General features: G+C 43.2%; 18 protein-coding genes. 6 read left to right on the forward strand and 12 right to left on the reverse strand.

Annotated elements, in window-relative coordinates:
* Nucleotides 1–2: 2 nt before the first annotated feature.
* Genes AC07NA_RS05845 through AC07NA_RS05855 form a run of 3 tightly spaced genes read right to left on the reverse strand, consistent with a single transcriptional unit; the run spans nucleotide 3 to nucleotide 3,496 of the window.
* Complete coding sequence (locus AC07NA_RS05845; protein WP_494896472.1) at nucleotides 3–1,466, reverse strand: MBOAT family O-acyltransferase; 1,464 nt, start codon at nucleotides 1,464–1,466, stop codon at nucleotides 3–5.
* Nucleotides 1,467–1,510: 44 nt separating this feature from the next.
* Nucleotides 1,511–1,753 (reverse strand): acyl carrier protein, encoded by a 243-nt coding sequence (locus AC07NA_RS05850; protein WP_345210705.1) that lies wholly within the window; start codon nucleotides 1,751–1,753, stop codon nucleotides 1,511–1,513.
* A 9-nt stretch (nucleotides 1,754–1,762) separates the two neighbouring features.
* A complete protein-coding gene (locus AC07NA_RS05855) occupies nucleotides 1,763–3,496 on the reverse strand; it encodes an HAD-IIIC family phosphatase (RefSeq protein WP_494896474.1) in 1,734 nt (577 codons plus the stop codon).
* A 150-nt stretch (nucleotides 3,497–3,646) separates the two neighbouring features.
* Between AC07NA_RS05855 and AC07NA_RS05860 the strand changes: the two genes are divergently transcribed.
* Nucleotides 3,647–4,729 carry an acyltransferase family protein gene (locus AC07NA_RS05860; RefSeq protein ID WP_494896476.1) on the forward strand — a complete coding sequence of 361 codons (1,083 nt, stop codon included), beginning with the start codon at nucleotides 3,647–3,649 and terminating at the stop codon, nucleotides 4,727–4,729.
* A 382-nt stretch (nucleotides 4,730–5,111) separates the two neighbouring features.
* Here AC07NA_RS05860 and AC07NA_RS05865 read toward each other — a convergent pair whose 3' ends face one another.
* Both AC07NA_RS05865 and AC07NA_RS05870 read right to left on the reverse strand, forming a co-directional pair.
* A complete protein-coding gene (locus tag AC07NA_RS05865) occupies nucleotides 5,112–5,882 on the reverse strand; it encodes a glycosyltransferase family 2 protein (RefSeq protein ID WP_494896478.1) in 771 nt (256 codons plus the stop codon).
* 44 nt (nucleotides 5,883–5,926) lie between these two features.
* Nucleotides 5,927–6,718, reverse strand: a complete 792-nt coding sequence (locus tag AC07NA_RS05870) for a glycosyltransferase (RefSeq protein ID WP_494896480.1) — start codon at nucleotides 6,716–6,718, stop codon at nucleotides 5,927–5,929.
* A gap of 192 nt (nucleotides 6,719–6,910) precedes the next feature.
* On the opposite strand from AC07NA_RS05870, the gene AC07NA_RS05875 reads away from it, so the two are divergent.
* On the forward strand, nucleotides 6,911–8,260 hold the full coding sequence (locus tag AC07NA_RS05875; RefSeq protein WP_345210189.1) for an oligosaccharide flippase family protein: 1,350 nt from the start codon (nucleotides 6,911–6,913) through the stop codon (nucleotides 8,258–8,260).
* Between the two features lie 4 nt (nucleotides 8,261–8,264).
* Here the strand turns inward: AC07NA_RS05875 and AC07NA_RS05880 are convergent, their stop codons facing one another.
* Nucleotides 8,265–9,377, reverse strand: a complete 1,113-nt coding sequence (locus tag AC07NA_RS05880) for an acyltransferase family protein (protein WP_494896482.1) — start codon at nucleotides 9,375–9,377, stop codon at nucleotides 8,265–8,267.
* A 93-nt stretch (nucleotides 9,378–9,470) separates the two neighbouring features.
* Here AC07NA_RS05880 and AC07NA_RS05885 point away from each other — a divergent pair, with 93 nt between their 5' ends.
* Nucleotides 9,471–10,316 carry a beta-1,6-N-acetylglucosaminyltransferase gene (locus tag AC07NA_RS05885; protein ID WP_494896484.1) on the forward strand — a complete coding sequence of 282 codons (846 nt, stop codon included), beginning with the start codon at nucleotides 9,471–9,473 and terminating at the stop codon, nucleotides 10,314–10,316.
* Between the two features lie 16 nt (nucleotides 10,317–10,332).
* Here the strand turns inward: AC07NA_RS05885 and AC07NA_RS05890 are convergent, their stop codons facing one another.
* From AC07NA_RS05890 to AC07NA_RS05905, 4 genes are read right to left on the reverse strand one after another with little or no spacing between them, the layout of a single operon-like run.
* Nucleotides 10,333–10,857 carry an ATP-binding protein gene (locus AC07NA_RS05890; protein ID WP_494896486.1) on the reverse strand — a complete coding sequence of 175 codons (525 nt, stop codon included), beginning with the start codon at nucleotides 10,855–10,857 and terminating at the stop codon, nucleotides 10,333–10,335.
* A gap of 13 nt (nucleotides 10,858–10,870) precedes the next feature.
* The gene (locus AC07NA_RS05895) at nucleotides 10,871–11,203 is read right to left on the reverse strand and encodes an STAS domain-containing protein (protein WP_494896488.1); all 333 of its coding nucleotides are present in this window, start codon (nucleotides 11,201–11,203) and stop codon (nucleotides 10,871–10,873) included.
* Nucleotide 11,204: 1 nt separating this feature from the next.
* The gene (locus AC07NA_RS05900) at nucleotides 11,205–12,344 is read right to left on the reverse strand and encodes a SpoIIE family protein phosphatase (protein ID WP_494896490.1); all 1,140 of its coding nucleotides are present in this window, start codon (nucleotides 12,342–12,344) and stop codon (nucleotides 11,205–11,207) included.
* Nucleotides 12,337–12,852, reverse strand: a complete 516-nt coding sequence (locus AC07NA_RS05905; protein ID WP_345210182.1) for a hypothetical protein — start codon at nucleotides 12,850–12,852, stop codon at nucleotides 12,337–12,339. Before AC07NA_RS05905 ends, AC07NA_RS05900 begins: the two co-directional genes overlap by 8 nt.
* 101 nt (nucleotides 12,853–12,953) lie before the next feature.
* On the opposite strand from AC07NA_RS05905, the gene AC07NA_RS05910 reads away from it, so the two are divergent.
* The 3 genes from AC07NA_RS05910 to AC07NA_RS05920 are packed head-to-tail and all read left to right on the forward strand — an operon-like array spanning nucleotide 12,954 to nucleotide 15,673.
* Nucleotides 12,954–13,868 (forward strand): glycosyltransferase family 2 protein, encoded by a 915-nt coding sequence (locus tag AC07NA_RS05910; protein WP_494896492.1) that lies wholly within the window; start codon nucleotides 12,954–12,956, stop codon nucleotides 13,866–13,868.
* 3 nt (nucleotides 13,869–13,871) lie between these two features.
* Nucleotides 13,872–15,038: a glycosyltransferase family 2 protein gene (locus AC07NA_RS05915; protein WP_494896494.1), complete on the forward strand. Its 1,167-nt coding sequence runs from the start codon at nucleotides 13,872–13,874 to the stop codon at nucleotides 15,036–15,038.
* Nucleotides 15,039–15,058: 20 nt separating this feature from the next.
* Nucleotides 15,059–15,673 (forward strand): acyltransferase, encoded by a 615-nt coding sequence (locus AC07NA_RS05920; protein ID WP_494896496.1) that lies wholly within the window; start codon nucleotides 15,059–15,061, stop codon nucleotides 15,671–15,673.
* 35 nt (nucleotides 15,674–15,708) lie between these two features.
* Here the strand turns inward: AC07NA_RS05920 and AC07NA_RS05925 are convergent, their stop codons facing one another.
* Together AC07NA_RS05925 and AC07NA_RS05930 are read right to left on the reverse strand one after the other, a co-directional pair.
* Entirely contained in the window at nucleotides 15,709–16,911 is a 1,203-nt protein-coding gene (locus AC07NA_RS05925; RefSeq protein WP_345210178.1) for a sugar transferase, read from the reverse strand.
* Between the two features lie 9 nt (nucleotides 16,912–16,920).
* Complete coding sequence (locus AC07NA_RS05930; protein WP_345210177.1) at nucleotides 16,921–17,322, reverse strand: response regulator transcription factor; 402 nt, start codon at nucleotides 17,320–17,322, stop codon at nucleotides 16,921–16,923.
* Nucleotides 17,323–17,440 lie beyond the last annotated feature (118 nt).

Here is a 17,440-nt window from a genome sequence, read left to right on the forward strand (position 1 = left end):
GTTTAGAATTGGAAATAGATAAACCTGTGTGCTGTTGACGATGCAAAGAAGATCATGATGATCATCAGCGAATAATAAACCGACCACCTCAATACTATATTTTGGTTGCGCAGTTTATTAAATACATCGTATTTGTTATCTAAATAATGCAGTGTTTCAAGCAGTAAGATGAACACACCGCAGTATATCAAACCTAATTTAGGTAAGCTGCCATCAAAAATAGGCTTGGTACGTGTTACCGACCAATTGGCTATCTCGGTAAAGAAACCCGGGATACGCTTCAATACATAAAATGCATCGGCCATGGTATTGGCCCTGAAGAATATCCAGGTATAGCAAACAAACAAGAAAGTTAGCACCTGGCTCACCCTGCTGTAAATAAACGGATCTACCTTTTTCGATAACCTGTTGCGCCACTTTTTGGTTAAAAACTCGTAGCTGGTAGCAAAGCCGTGCATCACACCGAAACCTACGTAGGTCCATGCGGCACCGTGCCATAAACCGCTTAATGAGAAGGTAACCATCAGCGCGAAAACGATACCGAACTTGATAGAGCCACGGTTGCTGATCACCACCGGGGTAAACAAATAATCGTTAAACCAGGTAGTGAGCGACATGTGCCACCTGCGCCAAAAATCGGTTACGTTGCGGCTGCGGAAGGGATAGTTAAAGTTTTTCACCAACTCGTATCCCATTACACGTGCTGCTCCGCGGGCTATATCGGTATAGGCCGAAAAGTCGCAATAGATCTGGAACGCGAAGAAGAAAATGGCCACCACTATGGCTATTGACGTTTGCACGTGCAGGTTATTGTAAACCCCGTCGGTATAAGTGGTTAGGTTATCGGCAATTACAATCTTTTTAAACATGCCCCAAAGCATCATCCGCAAGCCATCCACTACACGGCTGTAATCGAAGCTCTTTTTTTCGTGGAACTGGTGCAGTACGTTCTGCGGTCTTTCTATAGGGCCGGCAACCAGCTGCGGATAAAACATTACATACAGCGCGTATATGCCAAAGTGCCTTTCAGCCTTGTAATTCCCCCTCGAAATTTCGAGCGTGTAACTCATCGCCTGAAACGTATGGAACGATAAACCGATAGGCAGCAGCATGGTTAGCGCCGGTATATGGTTCTTCCAGCCGAAAAGGCTTGCTACGCCTGTAATGTTCTCATTAATAAAGTTATAATACTTAAACACAGCCAGTACGCCAATATTGGCTATAAGGCTTATGAGCAGGTAATACTTTTTCTGTTTAGCGGTTTTTGCCTCTTCAATAAGTATACCGGCGTAGTAATCAACCACAATGGTAAAAGCCAGGATAAGGATATATTCCGGCTTAAAAAACATATAAAAGAAACACGAGGCTGCCAGCAGCAACTGCCACCTGAAACGGTGCGGCAGAAAGAAGAACAGCGCAGTTACTATAGGGAAGTATAGTAAAAACTCAAATGAATTAAAGAGCATTTTGGGGTAACGTTTAAAAGATTAGGGGGATTGTGGTATTGTTTTTAGCTCAGCTTGCTTTCGATAGAACCGATCAGCTCACCAACATTTTTGAAATGATGTATCTCAGTTGAGGTGAATTTGATCTTGAAAGATTTTTCGATAGCAACGATGATCTGGATGTGGTTTAACGAATCCCAATCTTCTACATCGGTAGCCACGGTGGTATCCGTTAGCACGATGTCGTCATTGTCAAGCACGTCTTTAAAAATGTCGGTAACTTTAGCGAGTATTTGTTCTTTGTTCATACTAATTAATTATGTTCTTGTTATAAATATTGGTTTGCTTAATGTATAAGTAATAAGGTTGAGCACGTAGCTGTCTTCACTTACCTGCTCAAAACCTAACGATGGATAATGCTCTTTAACCATCATGTTCTTTTTGGTAGGTATATATTCGCCGATTATCTTGGTGAAGCCATTCAGCTTCGCGTCTTCAGCAATAGTATCTAAAGTAAACAGCTCCATGCCTCTTTTTAGCACACGGCAGCTCATGGCCCAGTTTTCTACAAAGAGGGTAGTTTCGTCAATCTGTTTTAACACAACAAAAGCGATAAGGCCATTGTCGCCATATTTATCTTTAAGGGTGTACGAGTAGGTGAAATAGTTTTTATCCTTGCTCATGTTCACCAGGTCTTCTTCGGTATAACGTACGGTGCGCAGGTTAAACTGGTTTGAACGTTGCGATAACTGCGATACCCGTGGAATGCTGAAGCCTTCAAAAGCCTTAACTTCTGACACCATATCCAGGTTGGCCAAAAACTCGTCCTCGTTGGCAAAGCTCTTCATCAGGCTGCTGCGCTTGGCCTCCTCCTGGTATTGCAGGGTGCGTTGCTCGTCGCCCTCGGTAAACGAGGCAGTTTCAAAAAGGTTAAGCGATTTCAGGAACAACAGGTACTCTGCCGCGTCGTCGGGCAGGGTAGGTACCGTTACTTCCGGAATTTCTTTCTTCACCAGTTCGCGCTCGAACGGATTATCGTCAATAAACACGATAGAATCCATACCGATGTTCAGGATGCTTTGTATATGGCGGATATTATCGGCCTTGTTTTCCCAGTTGGCTACAAAAACGGCGATATCCTCTAAACGCAGCACCATTTCGGGGTGACTTTTAAAGGGTTCCAAAGCTATCTCTTCGGTATTTTTACTGCAAACCGCTACAATGATACCACGTTGCTTAAGCTGTTTTACCCAAAGCTGAAACTCCGAGAAGATCTTTCCGCTGCCAAGATCGCCAATTTGAATGCCGTCTATACCGTCATCACCGATAATACCACCCCAGGTAGTATTATCCAGATCGAGGATAACGCATTTTTTGAACGTGCCGGTAATGGCCAGTATAATATCGCTGATGTTTTTGGCGAGGTAGGGTAAAAAGTCGATACTGAAAACCATATCGGCGCTGAAATACATTTTCGGGTCGAAAGATTGCAGATAGCCGGTTTTGGTAACCAAAGCGTCCAGATCAAGCAGGAACAGGTTTTTACGCTCCTGGCTAAATTCCATCAACTTAAAGTTGAGCTTTTTTAACTGGTACAATAACGATGAACTTACTTTTGAAGCGAAGTTACCAAACACCCCATCGTTAAGTTCGAGGTAGTTATTGATGATCACCCTGCTTTTTAACCTGCTGCCAATGGTTTGGTATAAACCGTCGATATAGTCTATCTGGGTGGCGGCAAAATTCTCTTTTTCGGCTTTATCAAGCTTGTAAAAGTATTTTGATAAACGTTCGGTACTTCTCAGTATAATAACAAAATCGGGTTCATACTCGTACAACTCCGAACTTGGGTCGAAAACCTGGCGGTCAATCTGGTTATAATCAGCCTCGAAAATATTGAAGTTAACATTGTGTTCAACTCCGTAACCCTTGATTGCCTGCGTGATCAGTTGCGATGCCGAATCAGACAGGATGGCTACCTTTATTACTTTTTGGGTTTCAGATACCTTCTTAAGGTTCTTTTTGAGGTGGTTGAAAGTTTGGATAATCACGCCCTAAGATAATTTTTTAAATCAGTAGTTGCTTCACATTTTGTACGCTTTTTTCACAAAAATGTTACACAGTAGCTACTTATAACAAATAGGAAATTATTACTGTTGATATAGTTAATAATTTCTTTTAGCGTAATTTTGATTCATTCTATGACTAACAATACTACCCCGGCAATTAACCGGATCGATTCACTCGACTACCTTCGTGGCCTGGCTGCATTCGGTATAATGATTTACCACATGCACCTTTTCACTTACGGCGAGGCCGATGCATCAAGCGTGCTGGCAAAAATTAAGATATATGGGGTAGCTATCTTTTATGTTTTAAGTGGATTAACCCTTTATATGGTACACATTCGTGGTTTTGTATTTAGCAAACCGGTACTGGTTGAGTTTTATATTAAGCGCTTCTTCAGGATTGTGCCACTGTTGTGGATGGCTACCGCATTAACGCTGGTAATAGTTTATCCGCAAATGCTGTCGTTAAAAAAGATAATAGCCAATATCACTATAATACCCGGCGCTATAAAGCCCGAAACGTTTATCGCTAATGGCGCATGGTCGATAGGGGATGAATTGTTCTTTTACATCCTTTTCCCGTTCTTAATATGGATGGCTAAGTTTAAGAAAGGTTTGTTTTGGGGCTTTGTAGCGTTGTCGTTCCTGATTCTGATCTACTTTACCTTTAAGGTGCTCGATCCTAACGTATACCTGGGCAAGCAATGGGCCGAATATGTGAACCCGCTTGGCCAGATGTTTTACTTCGCGGCGGGTATAGGCCTGGGAGCTATTGAACGTAACATGAAAAAATTTGGCTGGCCTGCTGTTTTAGGTATCGTGTTTTTGTGCTCGCTCATTACATTTTACCCCGTTACCGGCGAACCTGTACAATTGGTGACCGGCTTTAACCGGTTAATACTAAGTGGCTATGTAATTGCGCTGTGTTTTTTGTTTTATAAATGCGATTTCGACTTTTTGCCCGGTTTTATAAAAACTATTCTGCGTACACTCGGCGAAATCAGTTTTTCGGTTTACCTGATCCACCCTATAATATACGGACTCATCCGTTTTGCCGCGGCTGACTATTTATCCGCTAACCCCATTATACACATCGCGCTTACCATCGCTATCACCCTTGTACTTAGCTTTTACAGCTACACTTACTTCGAGAAGTATTTTATACGCCTTGGAAAATCTGTTAGCGCTAAAGCGAAACCTGCGGTTGCTTCGTAGGGGGGAGAGTAAGTCTCGTTCACCGTCAGCAAACAGCTTCGGCCGAAAGCGGGCAGAACTGTGGAGGATAGGAGCGGAAAGGCGGGCATAGTGAACTTGTTGCATGTGGGGAGTGAATGAGCGACGGGGCAAAAGTTCCAGCCCAAGTTCTGTCCGTTTTGCAGGGAAACGCCTTGTGCGGCAAAGAAGCCTTTTGCTGGACAAGGGTTTTGTTACTTTTGCCCTCAAAAGTAATAGCCCCTGCGGCAATGAGCAGACTGACATTAATCACAGCACAAGCACAGCCTAAGTAGAGCTTGCTTCGTTCCTCGCAATGACGTGATTTATATAGAATGCGTAAAAAGCGACGAGATTACTTCGTTCCTCCTATTTACAAGACAGCTTATTTCTTATGCGATTTAAAAGTAAACAAATCGTAATTATGCTTTACGTTACGGTAGATCATGCGTACGAAAGATATTACAGGATTTGATGTTTGCCTGAAATCGCTGCGGGTCATGGTGGTTGGTTCGTCGGCAGAGTTTACCTGGTCAAAGAGGCCTTTGTAATCCTCGTAGAACATCGCCTTTCCTTTGTGTTTTAAAAAGGAAATCGCCATTAAAAACTCAGTACGGTCGCCTTTTAAACCTTCGGCGTAGCGACCAAACTTTTGGAAAAAGCTGGTACGGCGCAAATGAGGGTGATCGCTGTATACATGGAACTTGCGGTAACCGGCGTACCAGATCTTAAACATCATCTCCGAAAATCCCTTGCGGAACGGTTTCAAATAAGGATACCTGAAGTAAGCATAAAAGCGAACCAGGTCAATATCGGCACGCTCGACCATAATATCCAGGGCATCCTGCAAATGCTCGGCATATCCCGGAAACGGGTCAAAATCTTCCTGAACATATAGGGTATAAGGCGTGGTAACCGCATCCTGCCCTTTATTGATATTGTTGCCCAGTCCGCCGTTTTTTGGCGCGGTGATGAGCCTGAAATTATAAGTGGTTGATAGCTCCTTCAGCTTATTCACGTGTTCGGGCTTGCTGCCATCGTCGGACACTACGATATCGCCAAAGTTGATATTTTGATTAGCAAATGCCTGCAACAGCCTTTGTAATGATTGGCTGCGGTTATAATGGGTTACAAGCAAAGTAATGGTACTAAACATAATTAAGCTATTGGGCAGGGTGGTAGCCTGCTGATGATGGAATTTTAGAGTTTTTTAAACAGGGCGTCGTACGTCCACCTTAGTAATTTAAACTGGAGATATACCGCGCGGGCGGCTAAGGCAAACACGTTTTTGCTTTCGCGCCATGATGCCCGACCCATGGTGCTTGGCTCGTCCGACGAGTTTTTTTGATAGAACAGGTCGTTGAAGTTATCAAAGAACAAGCCCCTGCCTTTATTTTGAATAAAGGATAAGGCCATGCGGTACTCGGTAATATCGCCCTTGATGCCTTCGGGATAACGCCCGAATTTTTGTGGGAAAGTACTGCGCCTTAAATGCGGGTGATCACTGTATACATAAAACTTAAGGTGGTTATTTTGCAATGGCGATGCCGAAAATTTCATTTCCGAAAAGCCTTTGCCGTAAGTTTTGGTATAAGGGTATTTAAAATAAGCGTAAAAGCGTGCTATGTCTAAAGTTTTATCGGCCTCAAAAAATGCCAGCGCATCTTTAAAGTGTGTGGCAAAGGCGGGTTTGGGTTCAAAATCTTCCTGCACGTACAGGGTATATGGTGTTTGCACCGCATCCTGCCCTTTGTTGATGTTGTTGCCGAGGCCTTTGTTTTTTGGGGTAGTAATAAGCCTGTAGTTCAGTTCCTTTTGCAGTTCTATAAGCCGTTCCAGGTGCTCGGGCTTGCTGCCATCGTCAGATACTACGATGTCGCCAAATACGAAACCCTGCTCGCTAAAAGTGGTCAGTAACCGCTCTAACGACCGGCTGCGGTTGTAATGGGTAACCAGTAAAGTAACATTGTCAAAGTGCAGATCCTGGCTCATTGATTTTTTGTATAAAGATTGTTTTAGTTTACTTGCAGCAATCTTTTACGGTAAACATGCCGTATAAGATTTACAAATGCTGTGTTTTTTAACTAAAAGCCTGCATTGTTATTTATTTAGGCTAATATCCGATAATTTATATTTAATTAGCTACTGTTTTACCAATACACCGATCAAAAGTTACACACCCTTATGCTATCAAAAATACTGGCCCTGATCAAGAATAAGCATTTTTTATCCCTCTCGGGCAATATCATTATGTCGGGATTGGGCATGCTTACACTGGCTATCATGTACCGTGCGCTTACGCTTAAAGAAATGGGTATATGGGGTTTATTCCAGGGGACGATACTGTTTGTTGATACCTTCCGGTCGGGATTTTTAACTACGGCTTTTATTAAATTTTACTCGGGTACTTCAAAAGAGCGCGCTACCGAAATCATTGGCTCTACCTGGTTTATCGCATTGGGTATTACGCTCACGCTGATTTTGCTAAACCTGCCGATGCTGTTCTTTCTTGGTTTTGTGGCGGATGTTGGCTACGTGATGTTCTTTAAATATTTCGGCCTGACTTATATATTGTCACTGCCATGGTTTGTGGCTACCTGCGTATTACAGGGCGATCAGCGGTTCGACAGGCTTTTGTACGTTAGGCTGGTAAATCAGGGTAGCTATATCATCTTTGTGCTCACGCTTATCATTATGGGTAAAGCCAGCCTTGTTACGGTGGTGTACGCCTTTCTATTATCGCATACGGTTACCAGTTTATATACCATATTTAAGGGCTGGACGAGGTTCGGCGCATTCAAATTCCGTGCTAAGGCTACCATCAGCGAGATCTTTCATTTCGGTAAAATGAGTGTGGGTACTACCCTGAGTTCAAATATGTTCCGCTATTCTGATACCACAATTATTAATGCCATGCTTGGACCAAGCGCTTTGGCTATTTATAACTTGGGGCAAAGTTTAATGCAATTGGTAGAGATTCCACTTCGCAGTTTCGCGGCAACAGGGATGCCTTCATTGGCCGCGGCCTATAATCAAAACAGCCGCAGCGAGGTGATCTATATCATGAAGAAGTATATCGGCTTGTTAACCGTAATACTCACCCCGGCCGCTGTAGTAGCCGTAATACTGGCCGATGTGCCCATTTACCTGATGGGCGGCGGCAAATATGTAGGTACCGAAGCAGCAAACGTATTCCGCCTGTTGATGACCTTCGCTTTATTGTTCCCTGCGGATAGGTTTTTCGCGCTTACGCTGGATGTTATTCATAAACCGAATATCAACTTTTACAAGGTGCTGGTAATGCTTGCAGGCAATATCATATTTGATATTGTGGGCGTGCTGGTGTTCCATAATATTTATGGTATAGCATTGGCCACCATAGTGCCAACATTTATAGGGGTAACCATAGGTTACAACGCGCTAAAGCGTTACCATTATTTTAGTTTCCCGAGTGTGTTTACGCTCGGTATCAGCGAAGCCAAAATGTACATTGCGCAAATGCGCGATAAAATGCGGAAGAAGAACCCGGCTTAATCAATTACCAAAGCCACCAGGTTCTTTTGCCCTCGCGTTTGTTAGATAGGTTGAAGCGCATTTCGATGTGCTTGAACGTCCACCGCGAAAGGAAGAAGATGATGAGGTAATTGATAACGAATAAATAGCTGTAAGCTGATGGCGGTAGTTTTAGCACCCTAATGAACACCACGTTGAACAGGCTTAAAACAAGTGTGTGGATCATGTAAATAGAGTACGAAAGTTTGCCGGTTTCGTGCAGTAGTTTCGATTTCTTTAGTACCGACGACAGCCAGCCTTTTTCTAAAGCAAAGATGAGTATGGTGAAGAAAAACAAGATCTCGTAGATAAAACCATACTGCTTAAAGTAATGGCCATAGCCTACAAATACAAAGGTAACGGCCAGCGCGGCTATCTCTAAAAAGCTGAATAACGAGTTCGATAGCGCCTTTAGCCATACCTTACTGCTGTTGTAAGTGTTAAAACAAAGCACCCCGGCAAAAAAGCCTGCAATGCCACGCAAAAAGCCAAAGTTGAATGTATAGGTAAGTTCAAAACCACCTGTAAAGTAAAACAGCAAAGCAAAAGCCACCAGCACAACAAGGCCATAAACATAATTACGGTTGGCGGTTAGCTTGTTGCGGTTGATAAACGTTACCGATAGACCGAACACCAGGTAAGCGATCATTTCGGCACTGATAGACCAACTGGCTATGTTCCAGCTTACATCGTGCACGCCGGGTAATTGTACCGAGTTTACTAAGAACAGGCTGGTGAAAAAGGTGGTTACGTTGTTGCTGGCGTTATCGAGTTTGTTTACATGCACGTAACCCGATGCCGAATGTTTTAACAATTCTACCGCTACAAATAATATCAATACGATAAAATGTAGCGGATACAGCCTGAAGAAACGCTTTTTGTAAAACTTACCTAACTGTTCGCCCGTACTAATGAACTGGTAGCTGTAAGCAATTACAAAGCCGCTAAGCACAAAAAAGAAATCGACAAAAAGATCGGCGTTGTAAACAAAGTTGTTATTGATAATTGGGGTGGCCGAAAAAGCGCTCATGTGGAAGAAAACCACGAGGCTCGAAAATAGTCCCCTAAAAATATCTAATACCTCAAACCTTTCTTTCATTGATGATTTTATAATTAAAATTGCCCCGGGTAAAAGTAATATTTAAACCCAAAGTAAACAGTAAATCCGTTTAAAAGCGCTATCTATAATAATATGAACATTGCCCACCTCATACTTGTACATAACCAGCCCGGCCAGTTAAAAAGGCTCATCAGTCGCCTGGCGCACTCTGATGCCGATGTGTATATTCACCTTGATGCTAAAACGGAGATGCAGCCCTTTGAGCACCTGGCCAAATTGCCTAACGTTTTTTTTGTAAAAGACAGGGTGAAAGTATACTGGGGATCATTCAATATTGTGCAAGCAACCATTAACGGCTTTCAGCAAATTATACGTTCGGGCAGGCAATATGGTTATGTAAATTTGCTCAGCGGGCAAGATTATCCGCTAAAACCCGCTGATGTTATACATCAGTTTTTGGCAGACAATCCCGGCAAGGCCTACATGAACGCGCTGGTAGCCGAAACCCATTGGATGGAAGCCCTGCCGCGTGTACAGGAGTATCATCTTAATAATTACCAGTTTCCGGGGAAGTTTATGATACAAAAGGCTATTAATAAATTGATGCCGCAACGCAAATTACCTAACGGATTGGTACTGGTTGGCCGTTCGCAATGGTTCACCATATCGGGCGAGTGCGTGGCTTTTGTTTTAGATTACTGGGATAAGCACCCCGCCCTGCGCCGCTTTATGAAGCTTACCTGGGCGCCCGATGAGTTTATATTTCAAACCATACTATATAATAATGCCGACTACAAAGCCCGCATGGTAACCGATGATCTGCGGTACATCGACTGGTCGGGTGGGGGAGTGAGCCCTAAAACCCTGACTATGGAAGATGCCGCGGTATTAGAAGCCAGCGGAAAGCTATTCGCCCGTAAGTTTGATGAAATGAAGGATAGCGCCGTGATGGATCATATAGATAAGCACCCGGCGTAATTGAAACAGGTGGCTATTATAGATTCACCTTTACAATAAAGTGATTCTCTTTGGTGGCTTCGTCAAAGTGGTAAATAAATTCGTCGGCACATTTGGTGATGATGAGCAGGCCGAAATGTTCGGTAATATCATTAATGTCCGGCTCTTCCTCGGCACTGTCTTCTACCAAAAAACGTACACGGTTGCCCGGCTCGTTAACGGCGTATAAAAAGTGCATTACATCATAACTGATGCATTTTTTGGTATGAAGCGGTTCGTTTAGCCACGGCAGCGGGAAGGGATTGCCGTATTCGGTACGTTTAATAATGAGTGTATCATCCTCAACGCTTACAATAATGTGCACAGTTTCGGTACCGGCATGTTTAAAGCCGTTGGTAAGCAGTTCGGTAATTATTGATTTGGCTTTGAATTGAATTTCTTCCAGATCGGGGTAGCCCGGCAATATGCTTTTTATATGATCAAGCGCCTGCCGTAACGATGGGGTTAGCGCTGGCCTTGCATTCAAAAAAACAAAATCCTTATAACTGTATAAGTATTGCATAGGCAGATGTGGTTCAGGCGGTAGGCACTTCGTTAAAATCTTTGTAAATCTTAAAAACTTTATCTAAACGTATCAGCGCGAAAAGATCTGAAATATCCTTTCTCAAGCCTATCAAAACAATATCTGACTTTAGCGCGATGGCATGTTTTAAAGAAGATACCAGGGCGCCTAAAAAAGAGCTGTCCATGTATTCTACCTTGCTCATGTCAATCACCACTTTCTTCTGTTTTTCATCCAACAGGGCAATCAGTTCGCGTTTAAACAGATCAGAATTGTTTAAGCTGGCTTCGCTTACGTTCAAATCAACAATAAGGTAGCCATTTTGTTCTTTAATTGTGTTTATCATTTCAGTTTTTATAAATATTAATAATACTGCAATCGTCAACCTGTGCATCGGCAAGCGTATCAAACAGCGTGGCCTTCATCTGTTCAAAATTAACGTTGGTATTAAGCTGGTTAGTAATGGTGTTGGCAAAGAGGTTATAATCGCTTTTTTTGCCTTTGTTACCGGCAAAGTCGATCATCCCGTCAGTAAAAATAAATAATTGGTCGTTGGGGGCTAACTTAATTTCCTGTTCAGTGTATTCACCTTCGGCAAATAAGCCAAGCAGCAAACCCGATGATTGTACCTGGCGTAATTCTGCGGTTTTTGCATCGTAATGCAATAGCGGCAAATCGCCTGCGCCCGAGTAGGTGATCACCTGTTTTTCGGTATCTATCAGTAATAACGAAAGGCTTGACAGGATATCCTGCAAAATATCATCCAGGCAAATAATATGGTTCACCTTGCTCAATATACTCGCGGTGGAGTAATCGGCATTAAAAGTAGCAAACCTCACTGCCGACCGTATATAGCTTAAAAAGCCAAAAGTAAAATACCAGGCCATCCATTTTTTACCCATCACATCGCCAAGGGCTATGAAGGTATAGCGCTCGTTCACCGGTATAAAATCAATAAAATCACCACCCGGAATATCATGATAAGGCCGGTGCCAAAAATCAATACCAAAGCCATTTACCGCAGGTGTTTTGGCCGGGATAGATTTTACGTTGAGCGATTTTGCCGCGTTGGTTACTTCGGCGGTTGATAGCTCGCGCTGTTTGTTTACGGCCAGTAAAATGTTACTGAGCTTACTTATAATAACATTTACGGGCGTATCCTTAATTATATAATCGATAGCTTCAAGGTCGAGGCCTTGCAGAAGCAGGTCTTTATCAGTCAATGAGGTTAAAAATACAAAAGGAATGTCCTTTAGTATTTTGTTTTTCATTAGGTACTTACGCAGCTCAATGCCGTTCATGCCGGGCATCTCATAGTCGGACAGGATAATATCCGGCCGGTTGGTTTGCAGCAGGTTGATGGCTTCTTTCGCCGAACCCGCCGTAATACATATTATCCCGGTTTTGGCAAAAGCCTGCACCAGTATGTTCAAAAACAAACTATTATCATCAATCAATAAAATCTTGTTCCGTGTGGGCTCAGTCATTTGTTCTTTTATTGATCGGGAATTTATGGAACGATTTTATCAGCAAATACACCCCGCACAATACCACCAGTAACGATACCAGGTCCATCACGGTAACGCCATCGTTTTGGGTAAAGTAGAACACGGTAAATATCTCAAACGATGGCGGGGCTGGCATCACTATCATGGCAAAACCCAATGTGATCAACACAATACTGATCGCCATTAATACCCAGTTAGCGCTTTTTTCGGTACGGATATAGCTTTTACTCACGTTGCTGTCAATCTGGTGCGATGATAGCAGGATGCTAAACTCGTCGAGCAGATCGGCGCGGGAGGTATTGTCCACATCCAGGTTGGCAAAGGCCTCGATGCCCACATTGCTGGTGCTCGATTTTTCGATGGCCTTGTTTACCTTCGCCTGCAAGCCTTTGGCTTTTTCACTATCGATATTGGTTTCAGCCAGCAGTTCAATAAGCTCATCAAGCTTTTTGTTTATGGCTAATTCCTTGTCGTCAGTGTTGGGCATGGGGAGGTATTGTTTGTAAATATTATTTAGTTGGTCAATTTTAATTAATAATTTCAACAAAACATTAGCGCAGCCGTATAAATGAGCATTGATATATTTTAATGAAGCGAGTATCCATAATAACTGTAAATTTCAATCAAAGTTTGGTTACCGAGGAGCTTTTGGCATCCATAGCTGCAACTAACACCTATACCAACCTCGAAATAATTGTCGTTGACAACGGCAGCGCTGTAAACAGCGTACCTGAATGGACAACCAAATACCCCGATATTAAGTTTATACGATCAGACAAAAACTTAGGTTTTGCCGGCGGCAATAATATAGGTATTGAGGTAGCTACCGGCGATTACCTGTTCCTGGTAAATAACGATACCGAATTTACCCCTAATCTTATCCAGGGCTTGGTTGATGTATTGGATGCGCATCCCGAAGTAGGCATGGTATCGCCCAAGATCCGCTATTTCGATCAGCCGGATACCTTGCAGTACATGGGTTTTACCGAAATGAACTACTACACCGCCCGCAACAGCTCAATAGGGCAGTTTGAAGTTGATAAAGGCCAATACGATAACCTTACGGGCCCAACGGGCTTTGCACATGGCGCGGCCATGATGATCAAGCGCGAGTGCATTGAAAAGGCAGGCCTCATGGCCGATTTCTTTTTCCTGTACTTTGAAGAGCTGGATTGGTGCGCACGTATCAAAAAGGCAGGTTACACCATTTGGCTGGTTACCAATGTGCTTATTTATCATAAAGAGTCGGTATCAGTAGGTAGGGTAAGTGCACTTAAAGAGTTTTTTATGACCCGCAACCGCATCCTCTTCATCCGAAGGAACGCTTCATTTGTACAGCGTTGGTTCTTTTATATTTATTTTATATTGCTGGTTATGCCGCGTAATATTATTAAATATATAAAAATTGGTCACCCAGAATTTACAAAGTGGCTATTTAAGGCCCTATGGTGGAATATCACTCAAAAAAGAAATAGTACTTACTTAGGTTACCCTATAAAATAATATATGATAATAGCATTCTGGTTAAGCCTGTTCATTGTTTTTTATGCCTTTGCCGGTTATGGCTTGGTGCTTTTTATACTGGTTAAAATTAAAAGGGCAATTTCGGGTAAGCCTGTAATACCCGACGCGGTTAACCTGCCTACCTGTACACTGGTAGTTGCCGCTTACAACGAAGAACGTTTTATTGCCGAAAAGATACAGAACAGCCTCGCGCTTAACTACCCCGAAGGTAAACTGAAATTGTTGTTTGTTACCGATGGCTCTACCGATAATACCGCGGCAATAGTAAGTACATTTACACAGGTTAAACTGATGCACAGCGATGCCCGCAGCGGTAAAATTGCCGCCGTGCACCGCGCCATGACGGAGGTTGACAGCGAAGTAGTGGTATTTACCGATGCCAATACTTTTTTAAATACCGATGCCATAGTAAATATTTGCCGTCATTATGCCGATAAAAAGGTAGGTGCCGTAGCCGGAGAAAAGCGTGTACACATTGATGAAACCGCCGATGCCACAGCGGGCGAAGGCTTTTACTGGAAATACGAATCGAAGCTGAAAACCTGGGATTCTGAATTATATTCGGTAGTGGGCGCGGCTGGCGAGTTGTTCAGTATCCGCAGGGAACTGTATGTGCCGGTGCAGCCCGATACTATTTTGGATGACTTTATGATATCATTATTGGTAACTATTGACGGTTATCGGGTAGTATACGAGCCGGATGCTTACGCTACCGAAACGGCATCGCAAAATGTGAAGGAAGAGTTGAAACGTAAAATTCGCATTGCGGCAGGCGGCATACAATCTATATTAAGGTTAAAGCCTTTGCTCAATCCCTTCCGCAATTTTGTGTTAAGCTTTCAGTACATAAGCCACCGCGTGTTAAGGTGGACGGTAGTACCCTTCCTGATGATACTGGCCCTGTTGTTGAATATCCTTATTGTGGCTACCTGCGCGGGCTGCTGCTTTTACTGGTTTATGCTTATCTGTCAGCTGGGCTTTTATGGTATGTCGTTGCTGGGCTGGTACTTTGAGTCGCGTGAAATGAAGGTGAAGATATTTTTTATACCTTACTATTTCTGCATGATGAATTACGCGGTGATCCGTGGGATATTCCGTTATTCGGCAGGCAAGCAAAGCGCAATTTGGGAGAAAGCAAAAAGGCAGTAATTACAACCTGAAAAAGATCTATGTCGGTTAAAGATAAAATAAAGAATAACCCCGGCCTCAAAAAGCTGGTGCATTGGATGCTGATACCAAGCGGCGAAGCACGGCCAAGGCTATGGGTAAAGTGGTTTGTAAACCCGTTTTTGCATAAGCGCGGCAAAGGCTCAAAAGTGCGCTGGCGTACCCGTATGGATGTATTGCCCTTTAATAATTTTCAGTTAGGCGCAGGCTCAACCATTGAAGATTTTTGCACCATCAACAACGGGGTAGGTGACGTCATCATCGGCGATAATACACTTATAGGTATGAGCAACGTGATCATAGGGCCGGTAAACATTGGCAACAACGTCATCTTCGCGCAAAATATAGTGGCCAGCGGCTTAAACCATGAGTACCGCGATGTTAACCAGGCAATTCACCAGCAAAAAATACTTACAGCGCCAATTACGGTTGAAGATGACTGTTGGATAGCGGCAAACTCGGTAATTACAGCGGGGGTAACTATTGGCAGGCACAGCGTTGTAGCTGCCGGAGCGGTGGTTACCAAAGATATTCCGCCTTACTCGGTAGCGGTGGGCAACCCTGCCCGGGTGATCAAAAAGTACGACTTTGAGGCAAAAGAATGGGTAAGAGCATAAGCCCTTACCCGTCAATATAAAATCTTAATAAATTATTAAACGTTCTCTTTCTGGAACAGTGCCGGAACCGTTTTAAGGATAACCCTCATATCGTTCCACAGGCTGTGGTTTTGGGCGTAAACGTTATCAAGCATTAAACGCTCGTCTTCGCTCATTTCTCCTTTACCACGTTTTTCTACCTGCCACAGGCCGGTTATACCTGCCGGTGCGGCAAAGCGCAGCGCGTATTTATCGGTAGTTAGTTTCTCGGCTTCGTAAAGCGGTAGGGGTCTGTTACCTACAATGCTCATGTCGCCAATAATAACGTTCCATAGTTGCGGCAATTCATCAATACTTGTATTGCGTATAAAATCGCCCACTTTGGTAATACGCGGGTCGTTCTTGATCTTAAAGAATGCAGAATCAGCGCCCGATTTTTTAGAGTCGATGTACTGTTTCTCACACCAGGTAACGGTATCGGCATGCAGCGGATATTGGCATTTGCCATAAGCGGTACATTCTGTACATAAAAAGCTGGTGTTATCTTCGGCTTCGGTTTCTACGTTTTTACCGGCCGCGTCAATAGCATACTGGTTAAGGTGTTTAAGATCTTTAATACGCTGATCGGAGTTCACATACATCGACCTGAACTTGTAAAACTTAAACACGCTATAGCCTGTACCTACCCTCAAAGAGTAGTAAAAAGCAGGGCCCCTTGATTCAAGCTTAATGGCGATGTAAACGATCAGCAAAAATGGCGACAGGCAAAGCAGCGCCATGCCAGCAAAGAATACGTCGAAAACACGTTTACCCAGCGGGGTTTTCTTAATAGCCGGGGTTTTGGCAGTAAGGTTGCCCTTAATACCGTTCCAGTTATTAATTAAAAAATTAACGCGCTTTTCAATTGCTTCCTGTTTAAAGGGCAGCCTGAAGGCATCAACCACACCGGCACCTAAAGCCAGTTTGCGCAGGTTGGCGCTCAGGTGGGTAACAATTAAAAAGAAAGGCACTTTATCAAGTCCTTTTTTCTTAAGGGTTTCCAGCAAAGGCACACCGGCCGGGGCCATGATCTCGCTTTGCGAAATAATGGCTACAATGTTAATGTTTTGATCCGTCCATCGCGATACGAGGTCCATACCGTTGGTGAAACGAATGATCTCGCGGTGTTCAAGGTTTGAACTGTAAAAAACATCGGCTACAGTGTCATCACAATTTACCAATGCTATAATTTGCGTACTTGTTGCGCTGTTATCAGCCATTATAATGTGTTATATAGATCTGCCAATTCTTCTTAAAACAACCCTTATACGGGCAGCAAGCTCTGCCGGGTTAAAGGGCTTTACAATAAAGTCGTCGGCACCGCTATCAAGGCACCTGATGCGTTTCTCTGAACTTTCCTCGCCCGATAGTATTATTATTGGGATAGTGCTGAAAAAATCGCTAACTTTAATCTGATCAATTAAGTCTAACCCGGTAAGTTGCGGTGTGTTGTAGTCAGATAGTATAAGATCAGGGATGTTGCCGTTTTGCAAAAATGCCAGGGCATCCATACCGGTTGAGCATATTTCTATTTCGTAAGTTGAGCTTAAAAATTCTTTAAGAATGATTTGCATGTAAGGATCATCCTCAACTATCAAAATTTTGGTTTGATTGGTATTTGTGAAGCCCATAGGGTAAGTTTAAATTTTTGCTTGAGTTTTAACTAAAGTGTTGCTTAAAAGTTAAATAACTATTTGTGCTAATACTTGTAACATTGATACGTAAAATAGAGTATATATGTTAGCAATT

This window comes from Mucilaginibacter sp. GW821-FHT07G05 (assembly GCF_059418565.1).